15 protein-coding genes are annotated in these 22646 nt (G+C 68.1%); 13 read left to right on the forward strand and 2 right to left on the reverse strand.

What is annotated here, in order from left to right; translation table 11 throughout:
- Positions 1–34: 34 nt before the first annotated feature.
- Positions 35–553 carry an SgcJ/EcaC family oxidoreductase gene (locus OXI49_13040; GenBank protein MDE2691435.1) on the reverse strand — a complete coding sequence of 173 codons (519 nt, stop codon included), beginning with the start codon at positions 551–553 and terminating at the stop codon, positions 35–37.
- 2 nt (positions 554–555) lie between these two features.
- On the reverse strand, positions 556–1110 hold the full coding sequence (locus OXI49_13045) for an SgcJ/EcaC family oxidoreductase (GenBank protein MDE2691436.1): 555 nt from the start codon (positions 1108–1110) through the stop codon (positions 556–558).
- Between the two features lie 154 nt (positions 1111–1264).
- On the opposite strand from OXI49_13045, the gene OXI49_13050 reads away from it, so the two are divergent.
- The 13 genes from OXI49_13050 to OXI49_13110 all read left to right on the forward strand — a co-directional run bounded on the left by OXI49_13050 (position 1265) and on the right by OXI49_13110 (position 22643).
- Positions 1265–3337: a serine hydrolase gene (locus tag OXI49_13050; GenBank protein ID MDE2691437.1), complete on the forward strand. Its 2073-nt coding sequence runs from the start codon at positions 1265–1267 to the stop codon at positions 3335–3337.
- An 11-nt stretch (positions 3338–3348) separates the two neighbouring features.
- Entirely contained in the window at positions 3349–7272 is a 3924-nt protein-coding gene (locus tag OXI49_13055; GenBank protein ID MDE2691438.1) for a PSD1 and planctomycete cytochrome C domain-containing protein, read from the forward strand.
- On the forward strand, positions 7269–8687 hold the full coding sequence (locus tag OXI49_13060; GenBank protein MDE2691439.1) for a DUF1501 domain-containing protein: 1419 nt from the start codon (positions 7269–7271) through the stop codon (positions 8685–8687). The genes OXI49_13055 and OXI49_13060 overlap by 4 nt, the downstream gene beginning before the upstream one ends.
- Before the next feature lie 229 nt (positions 8688–8916).
- Positions 8917–10293, forward strand: a complete 1377-nt coding sequence (locus OXI49_13065) for a hypothetical protein (GenBank protein ID MDE2691440.1) — start codon at positions 8917–8919, stop codon at positions 10291–10293.
- Positions 10290–12761, forward strand: coding sequence for a hypothetical protein (locus OXI49_13070; protein MDE2691441.1), 2472 nt, complete (start codon positions 10290–10292; stop codon positions 12759–12761). The genes OXI49_13065 and OXI49_13070 overlap by 4 nt, the downstream gene beginning before the upstream one ends.
- On the forward strand, positions 12758–15235 hold the full coding sequence (locus OXI49_13075; protein ID MDE2691442.1) for a DUF1549 and DUF1553 domain-containing protein: 2478 nt from the start codon (positions 12758–12760) through the stop codon (positions 15233–15235). The genes OXI49_13070 and OXI49_13075 overlap by 4 nt, the downstream gene beginning before the upstream one ends.
- Positions 15236–15269: 34 nt before the next feature.
- Complete coding sequence (locus tag OXI49_13080) at positions 15270–16724, forward strand: DUF1501 domain-containing protein (GenBank protein ID MDE2691443.1); 1455 nt, start codon at positions 15270–15272, stop codon at positions 16722–16724.
- 54 nt (positions 16725–16778) lie between these two features.
- On the forward strand, positions 16779–16988 hold the full coding sequence (locus OXI49_13085) for a 2-oxoisovalerate dehydrogenase (GenBank protein MDE2691444.1): 210 nt from the start codon (positions 16779–16781) through the stop codon (positions 16986–16988).
- A gap of 6 nt (positions 16989–16994) precedes the next feature.
- A complete protein-coding gene (locus OXI49_13090) occupies positions 16995–17363 on the forward strand; it encodes a hypothetical protein (protein MDE2691445.1) in 369 nt (122 codons plus the stop codon).
- Between the two features lie 26 nt (positions 17364–17389).
- On the forward strand, positions 17390–19357 hold the full coding sequence (locus OXI49_13095) for a class I SAM-dependent DNA methyltransferase (protein ID MDE2691446.1): 1968 nt from the start codon (positions 17390–17392) through the stop codon (positions 19355–19357).
- Positions 19347–20057, forward strand: a complete 711-nt coding sequence (locus OXI49_13100; GenBank protein ID MDE2691447.1) for a hypothetical protein — start codon at positions 19347–19349, stop codon at positions 20055–20057. Before OXI49_13095 ends, OXI49_13100 begins: the two co-directional genes overlap by 11 nt.
- Positions 20058–20239: 182 nt before the next feature.
- Positions 20240–21718 carry a restriction endonuclease subunit S gene (locus tag OXI49_13105; protein MDE2691448.1) on the forward strand — a complete coding sequence of 493 codons (1479 nt, stop codon included), beginning with the start codon at positions 20240–20242 and terminating at the stop codon, positions 21716–21718.
- 136 nt (positions 21719–21854) lie between these two features.
- The gene (locus tag OXI49_13110; protein ID MDE2691449.1) at positions 21855–22643 is read left to right on the forward strand and encodes a hypothetical protein; all 789 of its coding nucleotides are present in this window, start codon (positions 21855–21857) and stop codon (positions 22641–22643) included.
- The last annotated feature ends 3 nt before the right edge of the window (positions 22644–22646 follow it).

Here is a 22646-nt window from a genome sequence, read left to right on the forward strand (position 1 = left end):
CATACCCGGCCGCCCCGCAGCCGCCGACTTCGGTCTACGCCTGGAAGTTCCAGAGTTCGTACGCGATGAGCCAACTGCCGTCCGGCTCACGCCGCATCAGCCGCATCCAGTGTCCGAGCGTGTCCGTCCTCGGCGATCCGTCGTTCGGAATCACACCCAGGGCGAATGTGCCCATGACGTAGGCCAACTCTCCGCTGAACACCGTCTCGTCGACGTGAAGCTGCACGTCCAGGCTGCCGGTCTCGAAGAACTGCGAGATGTTCTGCCGGATCGTCTCGCGGCCGCTGATCGGAGGGCCTTCCGGCTGCATGCGGACCGCGTCCGAGGCGTAGAGCTCCGCCATCGCGTCCGCGTCGCCCGTGTTCAGCGCGACCATGAAGTCGGCAACCAGGGCGTTGAGGGCGTCCTCGTCGCCGCGGCTGGGTTCGACCGCGTTCGGATCCTCCGCCACCTCCTCCTCGACCGGGGGGCAGGCAACGACGACGAAGCCGACCAGCAGGACAGCCAGGAGACTGATCCCGGGACGCTCATGCCAGCGGGTCGTGCTCTTCATGATCAGCCCTCCTCCTGCGGCATCGCGTCCGCCGGCATCTGGCCCTGCGGATGGTCCCGATTCGAGATCTCCCGCGCGATCAACCAGGAGCCGTCTTCCCCGCGGCGCATCATGTCCATCCACTTGCCCACTTCCTGGTAGACGACGGACGAATCCTCTTTCGAGGTGAGGGTGAGAGCGTACGTGCCCCGCACGAAGGCCAGATCGCCGCTGTAGTCGCTGTCGTCGACGCGAAGCTGCATGTCCCAGTCGGTGTCGGCGTAGTCCGCGGCGGCGAACAGCCGGATGGCGTCCCTGCCCTCGATGCGCCGGCCGTCCGACGGAAGCCGAATCGCGTCCTCGGTGTAGAGCACCGCCAGTCCATCCGCGTCGCCCCGGTTGACGGCCTGAAGGTACTTGGCCGCCAACTCGCCCAACGCGGCCTCGGCCTCGGCTCTCGGATCCACTTCCGGGGCGGGCGGCTCTTCCGGAGGCGCGGCGCAGCCCGCGGCGAGAACCAGTACCGAGCAGAGCACAAGGGTCGCAGAGATCCTCCGAGGGGTTCCTCGATTGCCCATTCCGGACCTCCTTTCTGCGGCGGAGCCGCTGTCTCGATGTCGCTCGTCCCCTGTAACTCCTTAGGGTAGCACCTGGATTCCTACTCGAACGGCCTCCGTTGGTCCGGTCTCCGCAGGGCGGGCGGATTAGGCTTCCGGGCTTCCGGAGTCCGTCTTGACGCGCAACCTCTCCTCCTTCCTGACCTCGGCAGCCGGCCTGATCGCCGGCGCGCTGGGTTCGTTGCCCTGGCTCGCCGGATCGTTCACCGTCGTTCAGCCCGACCTGGCGCGGCTGCTATTGATCGCCGCGCCGGCCGGCGGAGCGGTAGCAGCGCTGGCGGCCCTCGTCCTGCGTCAGGGCCATCCCGCGGTCCGCATTACGGCGGGGGTCCTCGGCCTGCTGGCGGTGGCCTCGAGCCCGGTCTTCACGAGGAACCTGGCCGATCAGTCGCCGGCGGAGCCGCGCACCGCCGGAAGCGTGGACTCGGCCACGGCCGCGCCGACAGCGGATCGGCTTCGCATCCTCCAACTGAACGCCTGGCACGGCTACCCGGACCCCGGCGACCGCCTGGTGGTCCAGGAGAGTCCCTCCGATCGGTCGATCCGGGCCAGCCGCCTCGCGGCGGAGGTCTCGCGCCTGCAACCCGACATCGTCGTGCTGCAGGAGGCCTGGTGCACGGTCGACGAAGGCTGCCTGGCCGACCGCCTGTCCCGTGAAATCGGCTTCCACGCCGTCTACGCCCGCGCCAACGGCTCGCTGCGATGGCTGGGCTTCGAGGAGGGTTCGGCGATCCTCAGCCGCTTTCCCATCGATGACCCCGAGGTATGGCGGCTGGCGCCGGACCGGGACGCTTTCGAACGCCGCATCGCGCTGACCGCACGGATCGACCACCCCGACCTGACCTTCGACCTGGTCGGTGTCCATCTCGCCAACGGAGACGCCGACCTCGCCGGCGCCCAGGCCGCGGGTCTCCTGGAGCGCATCGTCGCCCGGCCGGAGCGTCCCGTCCTGATCGCCGGCGACCTGAACCTGCCGGGGGACCATCCGGCGCTGGTCCGCTTTCGGGAAGCCGGCTACCGCGATCTCCTGGAGGGAGGCATCGACCACGTCCTGCTCGATGCCCGCAATTCCGGCTGGTGGCCCCTCTGGATGGAGTGGGCGGAGGCAGATTCGATCTCGGATCACCCGGGTATTCTCGTCGAGTTTCAACTAGCGGTCCCTCCGGGCGAAGACGACTGGTCCGGCGACTGGCGAGCCGCCACTCCCGCGAAGGTCGGCCTCGACTCCGAACGGCTCGAGAAGGCCCTCGAACGGATCGGCGAACTCGACGGGCTGCAGGGCGTCCTCGTCGCTCGCCACGGCAGGCTCGTTGCGGAACGGCACTTCCGGGGCTCCGCCGGCCACCGGCCGCACAACCTGAAGTCGGCCTCCAAGAGCGTCCTCTCGGCTCTGGCCGGTCTGGCGATCGAACGGGGGCTGCTGGACCTCGACCAGGAGATCGCCGGCGTGCTGCCGGAAGGCCGCGAACTCGACGACCCGGACAAGCGGGCGATCACGGTGCGCCACCTTCTGACGATGACTTCCGGTCTCGAATCGACCAGCTTCGGCAACTACGGCTCGTGGGTGGCGTCGCGCAACTGGGTCCGCGCCGCGCTCGCCCGCCCGCTGCAGGCCGAGCCGGGTACCCGCTTCTCCTACAGCACGGGCGGCACCCACCTGCTGTCGGCGACCCTCGCCCGAGCCGCCGGCCGGAGCACCCACGACTTCGCTCGCCGGCACCTCTTCGACCCGTTGGGAATCGGCCCCTCGGCCTGGGCCCGTGACCGGCAGGGCATTCACGTCGGCGGCAACAACCTCTCGCTTCGGCCGCGCGACATGCTGAAGTTCGGTCAGCTCTACCTGAACCGCGGCCGCTGGGGTGGCGAGCAACTGCTTCCCTGGCAGTGGGTAGACCGATCGACCCGCCCCGCAGGACTCGCCGCCCCCCGTGGACGCGGCCGAATCTACGGCGGCTACGGCTACCTGTGGTGGCTCAGGGGGCCGCGCGAACGCGGCGCCTACATCGCCAGCGGCTACGGCGGCCAGTACATCTACGTCTCTCCGGCCGAGGACATGGTCGTCGTCGTCATCTCGACCGAGGTATCGAAGGGCCGCGGCTGGCGCGGAGAGCTGTTCGGGATCATCCGCGAGGGCGTGACGGGAAGCGTGATCGACCGCTACGCAAGGTCGACCCACGTTGTAAACTGAACGGCGTTCCAATGAACCTGAAACCGAGGTTTCCGCCGCGCTCGGGCGTCGCGATCCTGGCCGCGCTACTGCTCGGCGCAGGACCGGCCGCCGCGTCGGAACTCGCCCCGGAAGATCTCGAGTTCTTCGAGCAGAAGATCCGCCCGGTCCTGGTCGAGCACTGCTACACGTGCCACAACAGCACGGAGATCGCGGAAAGCGGACTGCGTCTCGACTACCGCGGCGGCATGCTCGAGGGCGGCATGCGAGGTCCCGCCATCGAGCCGGGCAAGCCCCGCAGCAGCCTTCTTCTGCGTGCCATGAGGCACCCGAGTCTCGACTTCCGGATGCCCCTGGGCGGAGCGAAGCTGCCCGACGACGTGGTCGCCGACTTCGAGCGCTGGATCGAGATCGGGGCGCCCGACCCGCGGGACGAACCGCCCTCGGCCGAGGCGCTCAGGGAAGTCACGTCATGGCAGGCAACGCTCGAACAACGGAAGAGCTGGTGGAGCCTGCAGCCGATCACCCAGCCCACACCTCCCGACGTCGCCGATGCGGACTGGTCGCACAACGCGATCGACCGGTTCCTCGCCCGCGGCATCGCCGACGCCGGGCTCGAGCCCGCGCCGCTTGCCGAGCCGCGCAACGTGATGCGCCGACTCTCCTACGTGCTGACCGGCCTGCCACCGACGCCGGCGCAGGTCGACGACTTCGAGCGCCGCGCCGCGATCGACCGGGACGCCGCGGTGGCGGACGAAGTCGACCGGCTGCTCGCCGACCCGGCCTTCGGCGAGCGCTGGGCGCGGCACTGGATGGACTGGGTCCGCTACGCCGAGACGCACGGCAGCGAGGGCGACCCACCGGTGCCCTACGCCTGGCGCTACCGCGACTACCTGATCCGGGCGCTGAACGCCGACGTGCCCGTCGACCGGTTGATCCGCGAGCACCTGGCCGGTGACCTGCTCGACGAGCCACGGATGAACGCCGAACTCGGCATCAACGAATCGGCGATCGGCATCGCCCAGTACCGCTTCGTCCTGCACGGCTTCGGCCCCACCGACGCCCTCGACGAGCAGGTCCGCTTCACCGAGAACCAGATCGACGTTGTCTCCAAGGCGTTCCTGGGAATGACCGTCGCCTGCGCGCGCTGCCACGACCACAAGTTCGACGCGATCAGCCAGACCGACTTCTACGCCCTCTACGGCACGATGGTCAACGGCCGCCCGGGCGTCCAGACGATAGACAATGAGGCGCGCCGGAACGCCCACCGGGACGACCTGGTCCGGCTCAAGGGCGAGCTGAGGCAGGTGCTGGCCGACGCATGGATCGAAGCCGCGGCCGAGGTGCCGGCCCGGCTGCAGCAGCCGGACGGCCCGTGGGCCGCGGCACTCACGGGCGGCCAGTCTCCCTACGACCCGCTCTATGCCTGGGTTCGAGCCGGTCGAATCCGTGGCCGCGGGGCCTTCGCGAAGCAGTGGCAGGAGCTGGCCGCCGCCTACGAACGGAGCGGGCAGCAACTCGAGGCAAGGCGACAGGCGCCTGCTGTCAGGCGTTGGGACCTGAGCCGAACCGGGGACGTCGAGCAGTGGTACCGGCACGGCAACGGCCTTCCCGAGGCGAAGCCGCAGGAAGCCGGGAGCTACGAGGTCACTCAGGGCGGCGGGACGATCGTCGCCGACATCCTGCCAGCTGGCGTCTACACGCACTCGCTCACGAACCGCCACAATGGGACCTTCTCCTCGCCGCGGTTCCTCATCGGGACCAGGCAGAAACTGGCGGTGCGGATCGCCGGCCGCGGCGGGGCGGTCGCACGCTACGCGGTCCAGAACTACCCCCAGCGCGGGGAGGTCCATCCGATCGAAACGCTCTCGGACGGCGAGTGGCGCTGGCAGCACTGGAACCTCGACTACTGGGACGGCGACCACGCCTACATCGAGCTGGTGACGGCGGCCGATCACCCGATGACGGGTGAGAGCTCCGGCGGACGGTCGAACCGCTCCTGGTTCGGGATCACGGAGGCGGTCGTGCTCGACGAAGACGGCGAGTTTCCCCGCGACGAGCCGGCCGAGTTCACGGCGCCCCTGTTCGAGATCGAAGGAGCGCCCGGCGACCGCGGCGAGCTGGCGGCCCGTTACGGCGAAGCGCTTCGCGGAGCCGCCGAGGCCTGGCGCGACAGTGCGATGACTGACGCCCAGGCCCGCTTCCTGGCGAGCTTCGTGCGCCGCGGCCTGCTGCCGAACGACCTCGGCGACGTACCGGAAGCGCGTGCGATCGTCGACAGGATCAGGCAGCTCGAGGAGGCGATCCCCGTGCCGACCCGCTCTCCCGCGGTACTCGCCGGCCCGCGCTTCGATCAGCCGCTGATGGAGCGGGGCAACCACCGGCGGCTCGGCGAACCGGTGCCGCAGCGCTTCCTCGAGGCGATCGACCCCGAGCCCTACGCGGACTCGGTCCACCCGCGGCTGGCCCTGGCCGACAGCGTCCTCGACCCCGGCAACCCGCTCACCGCCCGCGTCATCGCGAACCGCCTCTGGGCCCACACCTTCGGCCGCGGCATCGTCGCAACGCCGGACAACTTCGGGCAGATGGGCGAGCTGCCGTCGAACGCCGCCCTCCTCGATCACCTGGCGACGACGCTGCAGGAGGACGGCTGGTCCCTGAAGAAGTTCGTGCGGCGGCTCGCCTCGACCCGCGTCTTCCAGCTCGAGTCGACGCCGTCGGAAGCCGCCCGTGAACGGGATCCGCGGAACGACCTCCTCTCCCATGCCCATCTCCGCCGCCTGGAGGCCGAGGCGGTGCGGGACTCGATGCTGCTCGCCGCCGGTCAACTCGAACCGGTGGCAGCCAGCGGGACCCTCCCGCAAACCGGCTGGTCCAACCGGCGCAGCGTCTACGTCCAGGTCATCCGGAATCAGCCGGATCCCCTGCTCCACACGCTCGACCTGCCGACCCCGGTGACGACCAAGGGCCAGCGCGACCAGACGAACGTGCCCGCGCAGTCGCTGCTCATGATGAACAACACCCAGGTCATGCACCTGGCCACTCGCTTCGCCGACCGGATCGCCCGGGACCCCGATCTGCACAGCGATCGGGAACGAATCGCCGCCATGTTCCGGCTCGCCCTCGGCCGACCCCCGACCGAACCGGAACTCGGCGCGGCCGAACAGTTCCTCAGCCAGGCCGTCGACCGGAAGCCCGCCCGGGAGGACATGGAAGCATGGAGCGCGGCCGCCCTGGAACGCCGCGAGGAGAGCGCCGGAATCCGCGACTTCACCGCGGACAAGACACGCGGCGTGCTCCGCTTCTACCACCGGGCGTCGGCGCCCAGGGCGGTCGCCGCTTGGGAGTTCGACGACCCGCCCAAGAACGGCCGGGCCTACGACGCCTCCGGTAATCTGCCGCTCAAGCTGGGCCGCCACGTCCGCTTGCACGACGGCGCACTGTGGCTGGGGACGTCGGATGTCGTGACGTCGAAGCCGATCCGGCGGACGTTCGACGAGTACACGCTCGAGGCCTGGGTAGCCGGCCTCCCGGGCGAAGCGGACGCGGGCGACGCACCGGTCCACCTGGTCCTGGCGCGGGACCGCAAGGGCGCCTGGACCGCGTACCGGAACGGAGTTGAGGCCGGCCCGGAAAGCGTCCGCCAGGAACTTCCGATGAGCATGGAGAAGGGTCGCCTCCGGTTCGCGGGCGCCGGAGACGCGCCGCTGGGCGTGCTTCAGGCTCGCCTCTACGACCGCGTCCTGGCCCCTGCCGACATCGCTGCCTCGGCGCTCGGCAACATCGAAGCGCCGTCGGAAGCGGAGCAGGCGCGGATCTACCGCGGCAGTTGGTCCCGCATCGCTCGCCTCGAGGCCGAGGCGGACCAGCTCGAGCAGAGCGCCGGCGGCGGCGATGCGTGGCGTCGACTGGCGCACGCCATGTTCAACTTGAAGGAGTTCATGTACCTCCGATGACCGAACACACCTGTTCCCTGATGAGCCGCCGGCGGATGCTGGCACAGGTTTCCACCGGGTTCGGCGCCATCGCGCTGAACGGCATGCTCGGCTCGGCGCTCCTGCCCGGGGCCGCCCGCGGCGCTCCGCGAGCCCGCGCCAAACACGTCATCTTCCTGTACATGTCGGGCGGCGTCTCCCAGGTCGACTCGTTCGACCCGAAGCCGCGGCTCGACCGCGATCACGGCAAGCCGATGCCGACGAAGATCGAGCGCACCCAGTTCAACGAGAACGGCAACATCTTCGCCTCGCCCTTTCCCTTCCGGCAGTACGGCGAGAGCGGCATCCCGGTCAGCAGCATGTTCCCCCACGTCGGCGAGTGCGTCGACGACCTGGCGGTCATCCGCTCGATGACCAGCACGGTGAACGAGCACGCCCAGGGCAACTACTTCTTCCACACGGGCTTCCCGCTCGTCGGTCACCCTTCCGCCGGCGCCTGGGTGAACTACGGGCTGGGCACCGAGAACGAGAACCTGCCCGGCTTCGTCGTCCTGCAGAGCGGCCAGGCCGGCATCCCGCACGGCGGCGTCGGCATCTACGGCAACGGCTACCTGCCGGCCGAGTTTCAGGGCTCTATTCTGCGCGGTGACGCCGACGACGCGGTCCAGAACATCCAGGCCCTGGAGGCTCCGTCGGCGCAGCGCGAGCGGCTCGACTTCGTCAAGGAGATGGACCAGGCCTTCCTCGAGCGGCTCGGTGGGCACGCCGACGTCGAGGCGGCGGTGCGCAACTACGAGACGGCCTTCCGGATGCAGGCCGAGGTGCCCGAACTCTGCGACATCGGCGGCGAGACCAGGGCGACGCGTGAGCTCTACGCGCTGGATCACGCGAACCAGACGACGGCGGACTACGGCCGCCAGTGCCTGCTGGCCCGGCGGCTGGTCGAACGCGGCGTCCGCTTCGTCGAGCTGAGCTGTCTGCCGGAACCGACCGACGCGGGCCAGGCGGCCAACCCGTGGGACCAGCACACGGGCCTCGAGGTCGGCCACCGGAACATGGCGCTCCAGGTCGATCAGCCGATCGCCGGCCTGCTTCGTGACCTGAAGGCGCGCGGTCTGCTCGACGAGACGCTGGTCATCTGGGCCGGCGAGTTCGGCCGCACTCCGTTCCACCAGGGCGCCGACGGCCGCGACCACAACCCGTTCGGCTTCTCGATCTGGCTCGCCGGCGGCGGCATCAAGGGCGGCACGATCCACGGGGCGACGGACGACTTCGGCTACCACGTCGTCGAGGACGAAGTCACGATCTACGACCTCTGGGCCACCGTCCTCCACCTCCTCGGCATCGACCACACCAACCTCACCTACCGCTACGGCGGCCGCGACTTCCGCCTCACCGACGTCCACGGCAATGTGGTCAACGAGATCCTGGCGTAGGGCGGCGGGCACCCGCCGGGCGGGAGGTCCGGAGGGGCGGTCTCCATCGGACGTTCGCGCTCAGAGGAGGATGGGGGTCCGGCGCTCACTTCATTCCGCTCGCTTCGGTCGGTCGTCGGTTTCTGGGCGGGCGTCGGAAGTCGCTCGCTCCAGGCCCGCTGGAGTCCGCCCCTCCGGACCTCCCGCCCGGCTGGACACCGTCGACTGCAGGAAGCTCCTGATCCGCGCGATGGCCGTGACCTCGGTTCTGTTCCTTGGGATCCAGAGTTCGGCGGTGGTTGCGCAGGAAGGCGCCAGCTACTACCGGGATGTGTGGCCGGTGATTCAGCAGCGCTGTCAGGGCTGCCATCAGCCGGCGCAGTTGGGTGGTGAATTGAACCTGACCAGCTTCGACGGGCTGGCCGCGGGCGGGATGAGCGGTCCTGCCTTCGTCGCCGGCAAGCCGGATGAGAGCCGGATGCTGCAGATGCTCCGGGGGGAGATCGAGCCGGTGATGCCGATGCGGGCGGAACCGCTGGCGGAGGCGGAGATCGCCGCGATCAGTGACTGGATCGCGGCCGGGGCCGCCGACGACACGCCGGAGGAGATGCGGCTCGGCGCGGCGACGGGGCCTATCGTCTACCGGCAGCCGCCGGTGATCACGGCGGTCGCCTACTCCGCCGACGGGGAGTGGCTGGCCGTGTCGGGCAACCGGGAGGTGCTGCTCCACCGTCGCTCGAAGATCGGCAGGGGCGACAGCCTGGAGGCCCGTTTCAGCAGCGTCTCGGAGCGCATTCAGGGGCTCGCGTTTCTCAGGAACGGGCGGCTCATCGCTACCGGCGGCACGCCCGCGCGCTTCGGCGAGATCCAGATCTGGGACGTCGAGGGCCGGGAGCTTCGCGTCTCGAACATGCTCTGCCACGACACGCTGTTCGGCCTCGCCGTGTCGCCGGACGAACGCCGGCTCGCGATCGGCTGCGCCGATCACACGGTCCGCATCCACCAGGCGACCAGCGGTCGGGAGCTGCTGCGGATGAACCACCACGAGAACTGGGTGCTCGGCGTTGTCTTCGGCGGCGACGGTCGCCGCATCGTCTCCGTTGGCCGCGACAGGGCCGCGAAGCTGATCGACGCCTCGAGCGGCGCCTTCGTCGAGAACATCAACCTGCTGCGCGGCGAGTTGTCGGCCGTCGTCCGGAACCCGCGAATCGAGGCGGTCGTCATCGGCGGCGAGGATCGTGTGCCCTACTACTACCGGATGGACCGCGCCCGGAAAATGCTGATCGCCGACGACTCGACCCTGGTCCGGGAGTTCGAGCGCCAGGACGGGGAGATCTTCGCGCTCGCGGTGGACGCGCGCGGCGAGCGTCTCGCCGTCGGAGGCGCCGCGGCAACGGTGCCGATCTACGACCTGGAGACCGGCGAACGGACCGCCACCGCCGCGGGACACCGTGCCGGCATCTACACGCTGGCGTTCGACCCCGCCGGCGCCGAACTTGCCACCGCCGGCTTCGACGGTCGCTTGAGGCTCTACCGCGCCGACGGCGGGGAGCTGGTGCACGAGTTCGTGCCGGTGCCGCTCGAAGGCAAGCTCCAGGGAGCGACGACCGCCGGGGGAGCACGGTGAACGGCCGCCACCTGCTGCGAAGTGCGCCCCAAGCCTTCGCCGGCATCGCCATCGCCACGGTCGCCGCCGCGGGGCCGCCGCCGAATCTCGTCGACATGCATCCGCACGGCGGCCAGCAGGGCCGCGCTCTACGGCTGGTCATCGAGGGCTACGGCGTCGCGGGCGAGATGGAGATCGAGAGCACGCTGCCCGGTTCGTTCGCCCGTCTCGGCGAGGCCGCCGACGAGGACCGGCTGCAGCAACAGCGGCGGCCGAACGACCGCAACCTCCAGGCCGCCGTCTTCCTGGTGGAGATCGACAGCGACGCCGCGCCGGGGCTCTACCCGCTACGCGCCATGAGCGAAGACGGTCTGTCGAACGGCTTGCTGTTCCGGGTGGACACCGTGTCCGAGGTCTCCGAGCAAAGCCTGCGCGACGGCAGCGCCGCAAGCGAACCGCCGCGCATCGATGCGCTGCCGGTCGTCGTCAACGGCACGCTGGACGGAGCGGAGCGGGACCGCTATCGGTTCCGCGCCGAAGCCGGCGAGCGGATCGTGCTGGAAGTCGAGGCGCGGCGCGTGGGCTCGGCGATCGATCCGGTGCTGCGGCTGCTCGACAGCGACGGCCGCGAAATCGCCTTCAACCAGGAGGGACCCGGCATCGACGTCGACGCCCGCCTCGACTGGCAGCCGCCGGAGGCGGGCGAGTACGTCGTTGAAGTCCACGACGCCCGATTCAGCAACCAGAGGCGGAACTTCTACCGCATGAAGCTGATCGCCGCCTCGGACTACGCGTACGCCGACGCGGTCTTCCCGCTGGGGGCGCGCCGCGGCGAGGAGACGCGATTCGGGCTCACCGGCGGCAGCGAGGCTGCCACCAGGGAAGCCGCCCGCGCCGTCGAGACGGACAACGCCTTCGACATCGTCGGCCCGTCCCCCTCCTCGAAGACCAGCGCAGCCCTGCCGTTCCGGGTCGTCGTCGGCAGCCATCCCGAGGTGCTGGAGAGTGAGACGGCCGACGACGAGGCCCTCGACACGCCCGTGGTCGTCAACGGGCGGATCGACCACGCCGGCGAAGTGGACCGCTACCGGATCGCCGCCGAGCCGGGCCAGAGACTCCTGATCGAGGTCGATGGCGCCGCGCTCGGCTCCTCCGACCTGTTCGGCGTGCTGACCGTCACGACGCGGGACGGCGAGTTCCTGGCGTCCTCCGGTGACGACATCCCCGATCCCGACACCTTCCGGCTGCTGTCGCCGACCGCCACCTCCTTCGACCCCTGGGTTCTGGTCGAGACGCCGGAAGGGGTAGACGAGCTGCACGTCGCGGTCGAGGACCTCGTGGGGCGCGGCGGTCCCCGTTTCGGCTACCGGCTGACGGCGACGGCGAACGGCCCCGACTTCGAGCTGCGCCTGAGCACGGCCCAACTGACGCTCAACAGCGGCGCTTCGAAGCCGATCGACGTCGGCGCCGTGCGCCGCGGCTATCTCGGTCCGATCCGCCTCTACGTCGAGGATCCGCCGCCCGGCATCGAGGCCAGGGACGGGTGGATCACCAGGGAGGTTCGCGACCTGGACACCCGCACGCTGGCGCGCTCCGGCCGAATCCTGGTCACCGCCGATCTCGACGCGACGCGCCAGCGCTTCGACCTGGAGATCTGGGGCGAAGCCGTGCTCGAGGACGGCACCGTCATTCGCCGGCGGGCGACCATGCCGGGAAGCGTGACCAGCGTGCGCGCTGGCGACGGCCGCAGCTACACGACAGAGGCCGAGCGGTCGTTCAGCGCTCCGTGGCTGGAGACGCGCCTGCCTGTCCTCCTCACCGGCCGAACCGGGCCGCGGCTCGTCGGTCTGGCGCCCGAGACGGTCAGGCTGGTCAAGGGCATGCCGTTCGACTTCGGGTGGAAGTTCGAACCCCCGCCGGGCGAAGAGACCGCGACCAAACCACCCATGGTCGTCAGTGCCCTGATCGGCGTGGGCGTGGGCGAGTTCCGGGTGGAGACGACCGAGAAGGCCGACTACAACAAGTCCGAGGGCAGCAAGCTGATCCGAAGCAGCGACGGCACGCAGCACGACCGCTACACCGTGACCCTCACGGGCGAAGTCACGGTGGGCGGACGTCCCGAACGTCTCTACACGCCCGGCGTGACGCTCGAGATCGTCCCCGGCTACCGGATCGAGGTCACCGGAGCGACCGTCAAGTCCGGCCGAAAGGGCACGGTCGAAGGCGTCCTCCACCGTGAGGAGAGCTTCCGCCAGCCCGTCGAACTGCGCGCCGACGCCCTGCCCACCGGCGTCGTCTGCGACAGCACCGAAATCGAGGACGAGGACGACGGCAAGTTCCGGCTGGCCTGCGAAGCGTCCGACCAGGTGGAAGCAGGGGACTACGACTTCTTGATCACGTCGTCGTCCTGGCTGGCCGGCGAGCGAGAAGTCCGCTCCGCCTACACTACGGTGCCGGTGAGCGCGCGAATGGAGGTGAAGGGCAGATGACACGTTTCGTCGGGTGCGCCGTCACCCTTCTCTTCGGCTTCGCCGCCGCCCTGCCGAGCGCGACCACACCCGTCGGCCTCGTTGTCCACCCCGCCGAACTCACCTTCGACAACCTCCGCGACGGCCGCAAGCTACTCGTCACCGGCATCCTCGAAAGCGGCGAACGCATGGACCTCACGGGCGAAGCCGAGGTCGACATCACGAGCGCCCCCGTCGAGCGCGGCGACGACGGCTACTTCACACCGACCACTCCCGGCAACGGCTCCCTCACCATCCACGCCGGCGGCCTCAGCGCCGCCGTACCGGTCACGGTCCAAGCCGCCGCGACCGCCAACGCAGCGCCCCCCGTCACCTTCGTCCGCGACGTCCTGCCCGCGATGAACAAGGTCGGCTGCTCCTCGGGCACCTGCCACGGCGCGGCCAAGGGCAAGAACGGCTTCAAGCTGTCGCTGCGCGGCTACGATCCGGAGTTCGACTACCAGTCGCTGCTCTACGACATGTCCGGCCGGCGCTTCAACCGCGCCGAGCCCGCGCGCTCGCTGATGCTCGCCAAGCCGACGATGCAGGTGGCCCACGAGGGCGGCCTGCGGCTCGACTACGGCTCACGCTACTACCACCAGATCCTCGACTGGATCTCCGGCGGCGTGCCCTACGGCGACCCGGCGACCGACCGTGTCGAGCGGCTTGAGATCCATCCCGGCGACGTCTTCATGCGCCGGCCGGGAATGAGCCAGCAGACGATCGTCATCGCCCACTACGGCGACGGCCGCAGCCGCGACGTGACCCGCGAGGCGCACATCACGAGCAGCAACACGGAGACGATGGCGATCGAGGACGCGCCCTCCGGCCCCGTCGCAACGGGTCTCCGCCGCGGAGAGAGCACGCTGCTCGTCCGCTACGAAGGGCAGTTCACCACCGCGCCGGTCACGGTGCTCAGCGGCCGCGAGGGCTTCGAGTGGACCGCCCTGCCCCAGACGAACTACATCGACGAGCTGATCGACGAGAAGCTCCAGCGAATCGAGGTCCAGCCCTCCGCGCCGGTCGACGACGCCGCCTTCCTGCGCCGCGCTTCGCTCGACCTCACCGGCCAGATTCCGACTCCGGAACGCGTGCGCGCCTTCCTCGCCGACGACTCCCCAATGCTGGAGAAACGGAACCGCCTGGTCGACGAGTTGATCGCAAGCGACGGCTACGTCGACCACTGGACGCTCAAGTGGGGCGATCTGCTGCGCAGCAACCGGAAGTTCATGAGCTACAAGGGCATGCTGACCTTCCGCGGCTGGCTGCGCGAGGCGATCGAGGAGAACCGGCCCTACGACCAGCTCGTCCGCGAACTGGTCACGGCCTCCGGCAGCACCCTCGATCAGCCGGCCGCCAGCTACTTCCGTGCCGCCCGCGATCCGAAGGAGGCGATGGAGACCACCACCCAGCTCTTCATGGGGGTGCGGATGGTCTGCGCCCAGTGCCACGACCACCCGTTCGAGCGCTGGACCCAGAACCAGTACTTCGAAATGACGGCCTTCTTTGCCGGCCTGGGCGTCCGTCCGGGCTTCCGCACCGGCGAGGAGATCGTCTTCGACAAGCGACGCGACAACGAGCAGCTGCACCCGAAGACGAACGCCGTCGTGCCGCCCAGGTACCTGGTGGCCGTCGAGGGCGCGCCGGACCTCGGTGAGGGTCTCGGCCGCCGGGCCGCGCTGGCCGACTGGCTGACGTCGCCGAACAACCCCTACTTCGCCCGCGCGATCGCGAACCGTGTCTGGAGCTACTTCATGGGCCGCGGGATCATCGACCCGGTCGACGACATCCGCGCATCGAATCAGCCAGTCAATGCGGCGCTCCTGAACGCGCTGACCGCCGACCTGATCGAGAACGACTTCGACCTCCGCCACCTGATGCGGACGATCGCCACCTCCCGGGCTTACCAGTCGTCCTTCCAGACCAACGAGTGGAACCAGGACGACCGGATCAACTTCTCCCGCCACGAACCGAGGCGCTTGAGCGCCGAGCAACTGGCCGACGCCGTCGCCCGCGCCACCGACTCCCGGTTCGAGATCGACACCCTTCCCGAGGATTTCGACGCCACGGCACTCCCGGATCCGCACGTGATGACGGCGAGCATGGGCATCGAGGGCTTCCTCGACCTGTTCGGCAAACCGGACCGTGAGACCGCCTGCGAGTGCGAGCGGAAGACGGAGATGAGCCTGCCGCAGGCGTTGAGCCTGCTGAACGGCTCCGTCATCGCCGACGCAATCGCCGACCCCGAGGGCCGGGTGGCGAACCTCGTCCTCGGAGGCCTGGACAACGAAGAGCTGATCGCCGAGCTCTACCTCGCCGCCATCGGCCGTCTGCCGACCGGCGACGAAGCCGAGCTCGCCGAGGGCCACTTCGAGTCCTCGGCCAGCCGCACCGCGGCGGCCCAGGACCTGATGTGGGCACTCCTCAACTCCAACGCCTTCCTCTTCAACTCGTAAGCTCTCAGCCCGCAGCCGCAAAGGAGCCCCGACCATGCTCGTCATCCCAGGACAGTCCGGCCACACCTGCGACGGCCCGACCCGGCGCGAGTTCCTCCGCGTCGGCTCGCTCGGCATCTTCGGCATCTCGCTCAGCCAGACGCTGGCGCTCCGCGACGCGCACGCCGCGACCGTCGCCGCCGATGCGCTCGCTGGCGGCAAGGGCTTCGGCAGCGCCAAGTCGGTCATCCTCTTGTTCCTCCAGGGTGGACCCAGCCACATCGACATCTGGGACCCGAAGCCCGACGCGCCGTCCAACATCCGCGGCGAGTTCGGCGCCATCGACACGAAGATTCCCGGCATCCGCCTCTCCGAGACGATGCCGCTGCTTGCCGACCAGGTCGACAAGTGCACGCTGATCCGCTCGATGAGCTACACGCCGAAGGGACTCTTCAACCACACCGCTGCGATCTACCAGATGCTGACCGGCTACCCGCCCGACCGCGTCTCGCCCTCCGGCCAGCTCGAGCCGCCGACCCCGGCCGACTTCCCGACTGCCGGTTCCCACATCTCCAGGCTCAAGCCGCTGGACGACGCGATGCTCCCCTTCATCGAGCTGCCGAGGCCGTTGCAGGAATCGAACGTGATCGGCAAGGGCGGCGCCGCCGGCTTCCTCGGCAAGGCCTACGACCCCTACCGGCTCTACCAGGACCCGAACCAGCCGATCGAACTCAGCGACCTGGAACTCCGCGAGGAGACCTCGCCCGAGCGCCTCGCCGGCCGCTTCGAGCTCCGCAAGGGCCTGAACGCCTCGCTCCCCGAGCTTGAGAAGGCGGTCGCCGACTCGGCCCTCGACGAGTACTACGAGAAGGCCTACGACCTCGTCCTCTCCGGCAAGGCCCGCCAGGCCTTCGACCTCTCGAACGAAAACGACGAGATACGCGAGCGCTACGGCAAGAACACCTTCGGCCAGGGCGCTCTGATGGCCCGGCGGCTGATCGAGGCCGGCACCCGTTTCGTCCAGCTCAACTGGCCCGCGGTCGCCAACGGCAACCCCGAAGTCGACTCCTGGGACACCCACGCCGCCAACTTCGGGCCGCTCAAGAACCTGCACTGCCCCGTCCTCGACCGGGCGCTCTCGGCACTGTTGTCCGACATGGACGACCGCGGCCTGCTCGACGAGACCCTCGTCGTCGCCGTCGGCGAGTTCGGCCGCTCACCGCGGCTCGGCGTCAGCACCTCCGGCAACAGCAACTCACCGGACGGCCGCGACCACTGGCCCTACTGCTACACCGCGTTGGTCGCCGGCGCTGGCGTCTCCCGAGGCCAGCTCTACGGCGAGTCCGACGAGACCGGCTCCGCCCCCCGCGAGAAGCCGGTTCACCCGAACGACCTTCTCGCCACCGTGTACTACACGCTAGGGATCGATCCGGCGATGGAGATCCTGAATCATCTGGACCAGCCGAGAGAGCTGGTGAAGGGCGAGGTGATTCGGGGTCTCTGGGCGTAGCAGCCCGACCAGCACGTCGGATCGGCTAGCCTCAGCCCAACGGAAGAAGATCGGATGGGGCAAACCGAGATCATCTTCGAGGTCACAGAAGCGTGCGAGGGCGGCTACGACGCCAAGGCGCTCGGCCACGACATCTTCACCGAAGGCGACAACTTGGACGATTTGAAGTGGATGGTTCGGGACGCCGTGCTCTGCCACTTCGACGAAGGGGCGCCCAGGGTCATCCGGCTGCACCACGTCACTGACGAGGCCATCGCGCCATGAAGCGATATGAAGATCAAGACGATCACGAACGAGACGGACTACAACGAGGCGCTGAGGGCCATAGACCGCCTGATGGGTGCAGCGTCAGGCACGCCTGAAGGGGGCGAACTCGAAGTCCTCGCGACGCTCGTCGAGGCATACGAGGCCGAACGCTGGCCAGTCGAGCCGCCCGACCCCGACGCCGAGTTGATGCGGCAGGCGCAGGCAGGCGAGGTCCGTCTAGGCCGGCCCAACGACGCCGCGCTGTACACACGGCCGCCCCAGGAGGAGCGATGGCCTCACGAGAAGTCATGGCGCTGCTGGACGAGGTTCGCGGCAACAGGTGACGCCTCTGCCCTCCGAGCGTCGCGACTGAAGTGGACAACGCCTCCCTGAGCTGGATCACCGGCTACATCTGAGGCATCGCCGACGATGTCCTCCGCGACCTCTACGTCCGCGGCAAGTACCGCGACGTCATCCTGCCGATGACCCTGCTGCGGCGGCTCGACGCGGTGCTAGAACCGCGCAAGCAGCATGTCTTGCAGGTGAAGGCGACACTCGACGAGCTCGAGATCGTGGACCAGGACGCCACCCTGCGTGACGCAGCGAAGCAGGACTTCTACAACACATCCAGCTACACGCTACGCGACCTGCGCGCCCGCGCGAGCCGGCAACAGCTCCGGGCCGACTTCGAGGCTTGGCTCGACGGTTTCTCTCCGAACGTCCAGGACATCCTCGACAACTTCGAGTTCCGCAACCAGATCCCGCGGCTATCGAGAGCCGACGCGCTCGGGACGCTGGTCGAGAAGTTGACCTCGCCCGACATCAACCTGGGGCCCGAACCGGTAATGAACGGCGACGGCGACGTGAAGCACGCCGGCCTGGACAACCACGGTATGGGCTCGATCTTCGAGGAGCTGATCCGCCGCTTCAACGAGGAGAACAACGAAGAGGCCGGGGAGCACTTCACGCCGCGCGACGCGGTCAAGCTGATGGCCAACCTCGTCTTCCTGCCCGTGGCCGACCGGCTCCAGTCCGCCACCTACACCCTCTACGACGGTGCCTGCGGCACCGGCGGCATCCTCACCGTGGCCGAGGACGTGCTCCAGTCGCTCGCCGCCGAGCGCGGCAAGGAGGTCTCCACGCACCTCTTCGGCCAGGAGATCAACGCCGAGACCTACGCCATCTGCAAGGCCGACCTGCTGCTCAAGGGTGAGGGCGCGGCCGCCGACAACATCGTCGGCGGGCCGGAGCACTCCACGCTCTCGAACGACGCCTTCCCGGCCCGCGAGTTCGACTTCATGCTCTCCAATCCGCCCTACGGCAAGAGCTGGAAGACGGACCTCGCGCGCATGGGCGGCAAGAAGGACATGCGCGACCCGCGGTTCCTGATCGAGCACGCCGGCGACCCGGAGTACTCCCTCGTTACCCGCAGCAGCGACGGGCAGATGCTCTTCCTGGCCAACAAGCTCGCCAAGATGAAGCGGAACACGCCGCTCGGCAGCCGGATTGCCGAGGTCCACAACGGCAGTTCCCTCTTCACCGGCGACGCCGGCCAGGGCGAGAGCAACATCCGCCGCTGGACTATCGAGAACGACTGGCTGGAGGCCATCGTCGCCCTGCCGCTCAACATGTTCTACAACACCGGCATCGCCACCTACGTCTGGGTGCTGACGAACCGCAAGCCGGAGCATCGCCAGGGCAAGGTGCAGCTCATCGACGCCACGAAGCGATTCCAGCCGCTGCGCAAGAACCTCGGCAAGAAGAACTGCGAACTCGGCGAAGCGGACATCGCCTGCATCTGCGACGCCTTCCTCGCCTTCAAGGAGACCGAAGAGAGCAGGATCTTCGACAACGAGGCCTTCGGCTACTGGAAGGTCACCGTCGAGCGGCCACTACGCATCGAAGGAACCGACGCGGACCGCGCGTACAAGGTGCCCGAGATCCGCGAACTCAAGGCCTCCGGCCGCCACAGTGAAGAGGCGCCGCCCGTGATCCGGAGAATCCACAAGGGGGGCGTGGCCGCCGACCCGCTGCGCGGCCTGTTCGAGGCCGAGGTCGACGGCCGGACTGCCGTCGTCGAGTACGAGCCGGACACCGAACTTCGTGACACCGAGCAGATCCCGCTGCAAGAGGAGGGCGGCATCGAGGCCTTCCTCCGCCGCGAGGTCCTGCCCTACGCCCCCGATGCGTGGTACAACCCCAGGACCGTGAGGACCGGCTACGAGTTCAGCTTCAACCGCTACTTTTTCAAGCCCGAGCCGATGCGGCCGCTGGCGGAGATCCAGGCCGACATCCTGGCGCTGGAGACGCAGACCGAGGGTCTGCTGGCCGAGATCATGGGCGGCATGGCGCCCGGTCCGTCGAAGGAGGTGGACGATGACCGCTGAGGCGATGTACCCGGTTCCGTCCTGGCCGGAAACGCCCCGCGTGTACGTCGACTCCTCCGTGTTCTCCGCCTGCGAGAACGAGAAGTACTGGATCAGGGAGTCGTCCCGGAAGCTGTTGGAGCGGTTCCGTGCCGGCGACATGACCCTCGTCCTGTCGGCCGCGGTCGCGGGCGAGTTGGAATCGGCGACCGAGGCCGCGAGAGCGCTGCCAGGTACAGTGCCGCGGGAGTACTCGGAGTTTCTGGAACCGTCGGGAGCAGCCGAGGAACTCGCCGACCGCTACATCGAAGCGGGCGCGGCCACGCGACCCGTCGCCCTGCACGTCGCCTTCGCCACGCTCGCAAACGTCGACACACTTGCGAGTTGGAACCACAAGCACCTCCTGAACGTCTACCGCAGGCCCCGGTTCAACGCCGTCAACCGGGAACTCGGTCATCCCTCGATCGAGATGTACGAGCCTCCGGCCATCCTGGGCGAGAACTATCGCGACCCGAACGACAAGAGCTTCGACTGCGTCGGCTTCATGCGCGAGCAGAGGGACCGCATCAGTCGGAAGTTGGAGACCATGACTCCCGAGGAACGGGTGGACTCGATCAACAACCGAGAGATCACGGACCCCATCCTCCGTCGCATCTTGTACCGGTCCCGCAAAGTCAAGCTGAGCGAGCTCGGCACATCGCGTCCAGATCCCGGAGCATAGGCACTTGAACGGCAAAACGGGGCTGCTCAGGCACGAGACCCGCAGCGGAACGGCGTGGGTGGCAAATCGATCCGCTCAGCGGCGCGGGAACGGGATTCTCGACCCGCGTTCGGACAACGCGCCGCCGGGGAGTGGCGATGCCGCGCCAGCCAACGCGCCGAAGGGAACGGCCTCGTGAACAGTTGGCGAACGGCAACCCGCCACACCGCGCCATTCCCGCCGCCCCGATTGTCGGCGACGACGTAGTCATGCAACCGAGCCCACTCCTTGAAGACGACTCTGCGATGGTCCTGAGCCTACCCACCTATGCCGAAACCAGGGACTCCGGCGTCGAGTGGCTCGGGGATGTGCCGGCGCACTGGGAAGTACGTCGCATCAAGGACTGGCTCCGAGTGAACCAGACCGTGCTCCCGGAGGACACCGACCCGGACTACGAGTTCCACTACATCGACATTGGTGCAGTCCAGGCGGGCGTCCTGGTTGGCGATCCCGTACGCATGAGGTTCGGCACTTCTCCGTCAAGAGCCAGGCGTGTCCTTCGTGGGGGAGACACGATCGTCTCCACCGTAAGGACCTACCTGAAGGCAGTCTTGCATGTGCCTGCGGGAGGGGACGACCTTGTCGCCTCAACAGGCTTCGCAGTCTTGACGCCCCAAGCCGCGACCGAACCAGCCTTCGTTGGCTCTCTCTGTCGCAGCCAACCCTTCACCGATTTCGTAATGGCCCAATCAGTAGGCGTCGCATATCCGGCTATCGCCGAAACGAGGTTGTCGGCAGTACCGGTTGCGATTCCCCCGCTGGAAGAACAGACAGCCATCGTTCGCTTCCTCGACTACGTCGACCGGCGCATCCGGCAGTACATCCGAGCCAAGGAGAAGTTGATCGCGGCGCTGGAGGAGCAGAAGCAGGCCGTCATCCATCAGGCTGTCACGGGCCAGATCGATGTCCGAACCGGCGAGCCCTATCCCGCCTATCGGGAGTCCGGCCTCGACTGGCTGCCAGAAGTGCCGAAGCACTGGGAGGTTCGACCGAGCCGGCGTGTCTTTCGACCCCGGAAGGAACTGGCCCGGTCCGGAGACACTCAGCTTTCGGCGACTCAGGCCTACGGTGTGATTGCGCAGGCGGAGTACGAGGCGAAGATTGGGCGAAAGGTGACCAAGATCACCCGCAACCTACAGCAACGGCGGCACGTGGAAGTGGATGACTTTGTGATCAGCATGAGGAGCTTCCAGGGTGGCCTCGAACGGGCATGGCGTAGCGGCTGTATTCGGTCTTCCTACATCGTGCTTCAAGCTGCCGTGCCTCTGAACGTCGACTACTTCGGCCGTCTCTTCAAATCACGAGGCTACATCGCCGCGCTGCAGTCGACGGCGAACTTCATTCGAGATGGCCAAGACCTGAGCTTCGAGAACTTCGCGAGAGTTCATCTGCCCTTTCCGGCACCAGAGGAGCAGCACGAGATTGCGGAGGCCATTGGCCGAAGCGTGCGCCAAGCGTCCTCAGAGATTGAGATTTCTCGCCGAAGGATCAGTCTTCTACGCGAGTACAGCGTCCGACTTCTGGCCGACGTGGTCACCGGCAAACTCGACGTGCGCGGTGCAGCCGTAGCTCTGCCTGAAGAAGAAGATCCTCTTGGCCACTCTGGGCGGGATGTCGCCTAGCCGGTGGATACCCATTGTGCTCGGGCAGCCGCTCCCTACGAAGCCGCCTAACTCGCAAAGGACGCCTCTTCCAAAACCAGGTCAACGCAGGCGTCCTGCGCCAGAGCTTGATACAAATGGCTTGGAAGCCCAATCGATGCCCATCTCTTTCACGCCGATCGGCGCAGACCCCAACTGGCGCGGTTCCACCTGGACCGTCGACGACGAACTGCAGTTGGCGAGCATGCTCGCCCGCGTCGCCGTCGGCCAAGCCGCTGTCGTCGAGAAGATCCTGCGGGAGACCGGATGCGCTCCTCCAGACATGGCAACTGCCGGGCTCCAAGGTGCACGACACCTTCTGACGGTCAGGCCAGACGAAGGGCCCGCGCACCGAGATGGTTGGATCTTCCAGGTGATCTCTTGGATGGCTGCGCACCTGCAATCGAAGACAACGCCCCAGCGAACCCTCATCCGTCCACCGCAGATGATGCGAGCACAATCAGGACAGGACGGCCTGATCATCGAGTACTCTGACGACGCCATCGCAAGAGTCGTAGTCTGCGAGGACAAGGCAACCAAGAATCCACGGCAGCAGTTTCGCGCCGGAATCCTGCCAGAACTTAAGAAGTACGAGACCGGCTCGCGAGATCACGAGTTGATCGACGGCGTCTCGACCATCCTCAACTGCAACGGCATAGAGCAAGTTGATCACGTCGTGGCGAGTATTCTTTGGGACGACCAGCGCGCATACCGCGTCGCCACGACCGTGAGCCAGGGCCAGTTCACGCCCCAGGATCGAGCCAGCCTCTTTGCCGGGTACGAAGAAGCCGTACCCGGTGACCTGCTCCGAAGACGCGTCGAACTCATGCCTCTAGCCGACCTCCGACCCTGGCTGCAGGGCCTCGCTGAGAAGGCACTGGCAGTACTGGACGAGCAGCATGTATGACCA

The organism is Acidobacteriota bacterium, assembly GCA_028875725.1.
GTDB lineage: Bacteria > Acidobacteriota > Thermoanaerobaculia > Multivoradales > Multivoraceae > Multivorans.

Excerpts from the sequence above, each read along its gene's own strand:
- OXI49_13085 (MDE2691444.1), top strand. The coding sequence starts at position 16,779 with ATGGGGCAAACCGAGATCATCTTCGAGGTCACAGAAGCGTGCGAGGGC.
- OXI49_13100 (MDE2691447.1), top strand. The coding sequence starts at position 19,347 with ATGACCGCTGAGGCGATGTACCCGGTTCCGTCCTGGCCGGAAACGCCC.
- OXI49_13110 (MDE2691449.1), top strand. The coding sequence starts at position 21,855 with ATGCCCATCTCTTTCACGCCGATCGGCGCAGACCCCAACTGGCGCGGT.
- OXI49_13065 (MDE2691440.1), top strand. The coding sequence starts at position 8,917 with ATGGCCGTGACCTCGGTTCTGTTCCTTGGGATCCAGAGTTCGGCGGTG.
- OXI49_13040 (MDE2691435.1), bottom strand. The coding sequence starts at position 553 with ATGAAGAGCACGACCCGCTGGCATGAGCGTCCCGGGATCAGTCTCCTG.
- OXI49_13045 (MDE2691436.1), bottom strand. The coding sequence starts at position 1,110 with ATGGGCAATCGAGGAACCCCTCGGAGGATCTCTGCGACCCTTGTGCTC.
- OXI49_13075 (MDE2691442.1), top strand. The coding sequence starts at position 12,758 with ATGACACGTTTCGTCGGGTGCGCCGTCACCCTTCTCTTCGGCTTCGCC.
- OXI49_13090 (MDE2691445.1), top strand. The coding sequence starts at position 16,995 with ATGAAGATCAAGACGATCACGAACGAGACGGACTACAACGAGGCGCTG.
- OXI49_13055 (MDE2691438.1), top strand. The coding sequence starts at position 3,349 with ATGAACCTGAAACCGAGGTTTCCGCCGCGCTCGGGCGTCGCGATCCTG.
- OXI49_13080 (MDE2691443.1), top strand. The coding sequence starts at position 15,270 with ATGCTCGTCATCCCAGGACAGTCCGGCCACACCTGCGACGGCCCGACC.
- OXI49_13060 (MDE2691439.1), top strand. The coding sequence starts at position 7,269 with ATGACCGAACACACCTGTTCCCTGATGAGCCGCCGGCGGATGCTGGCA.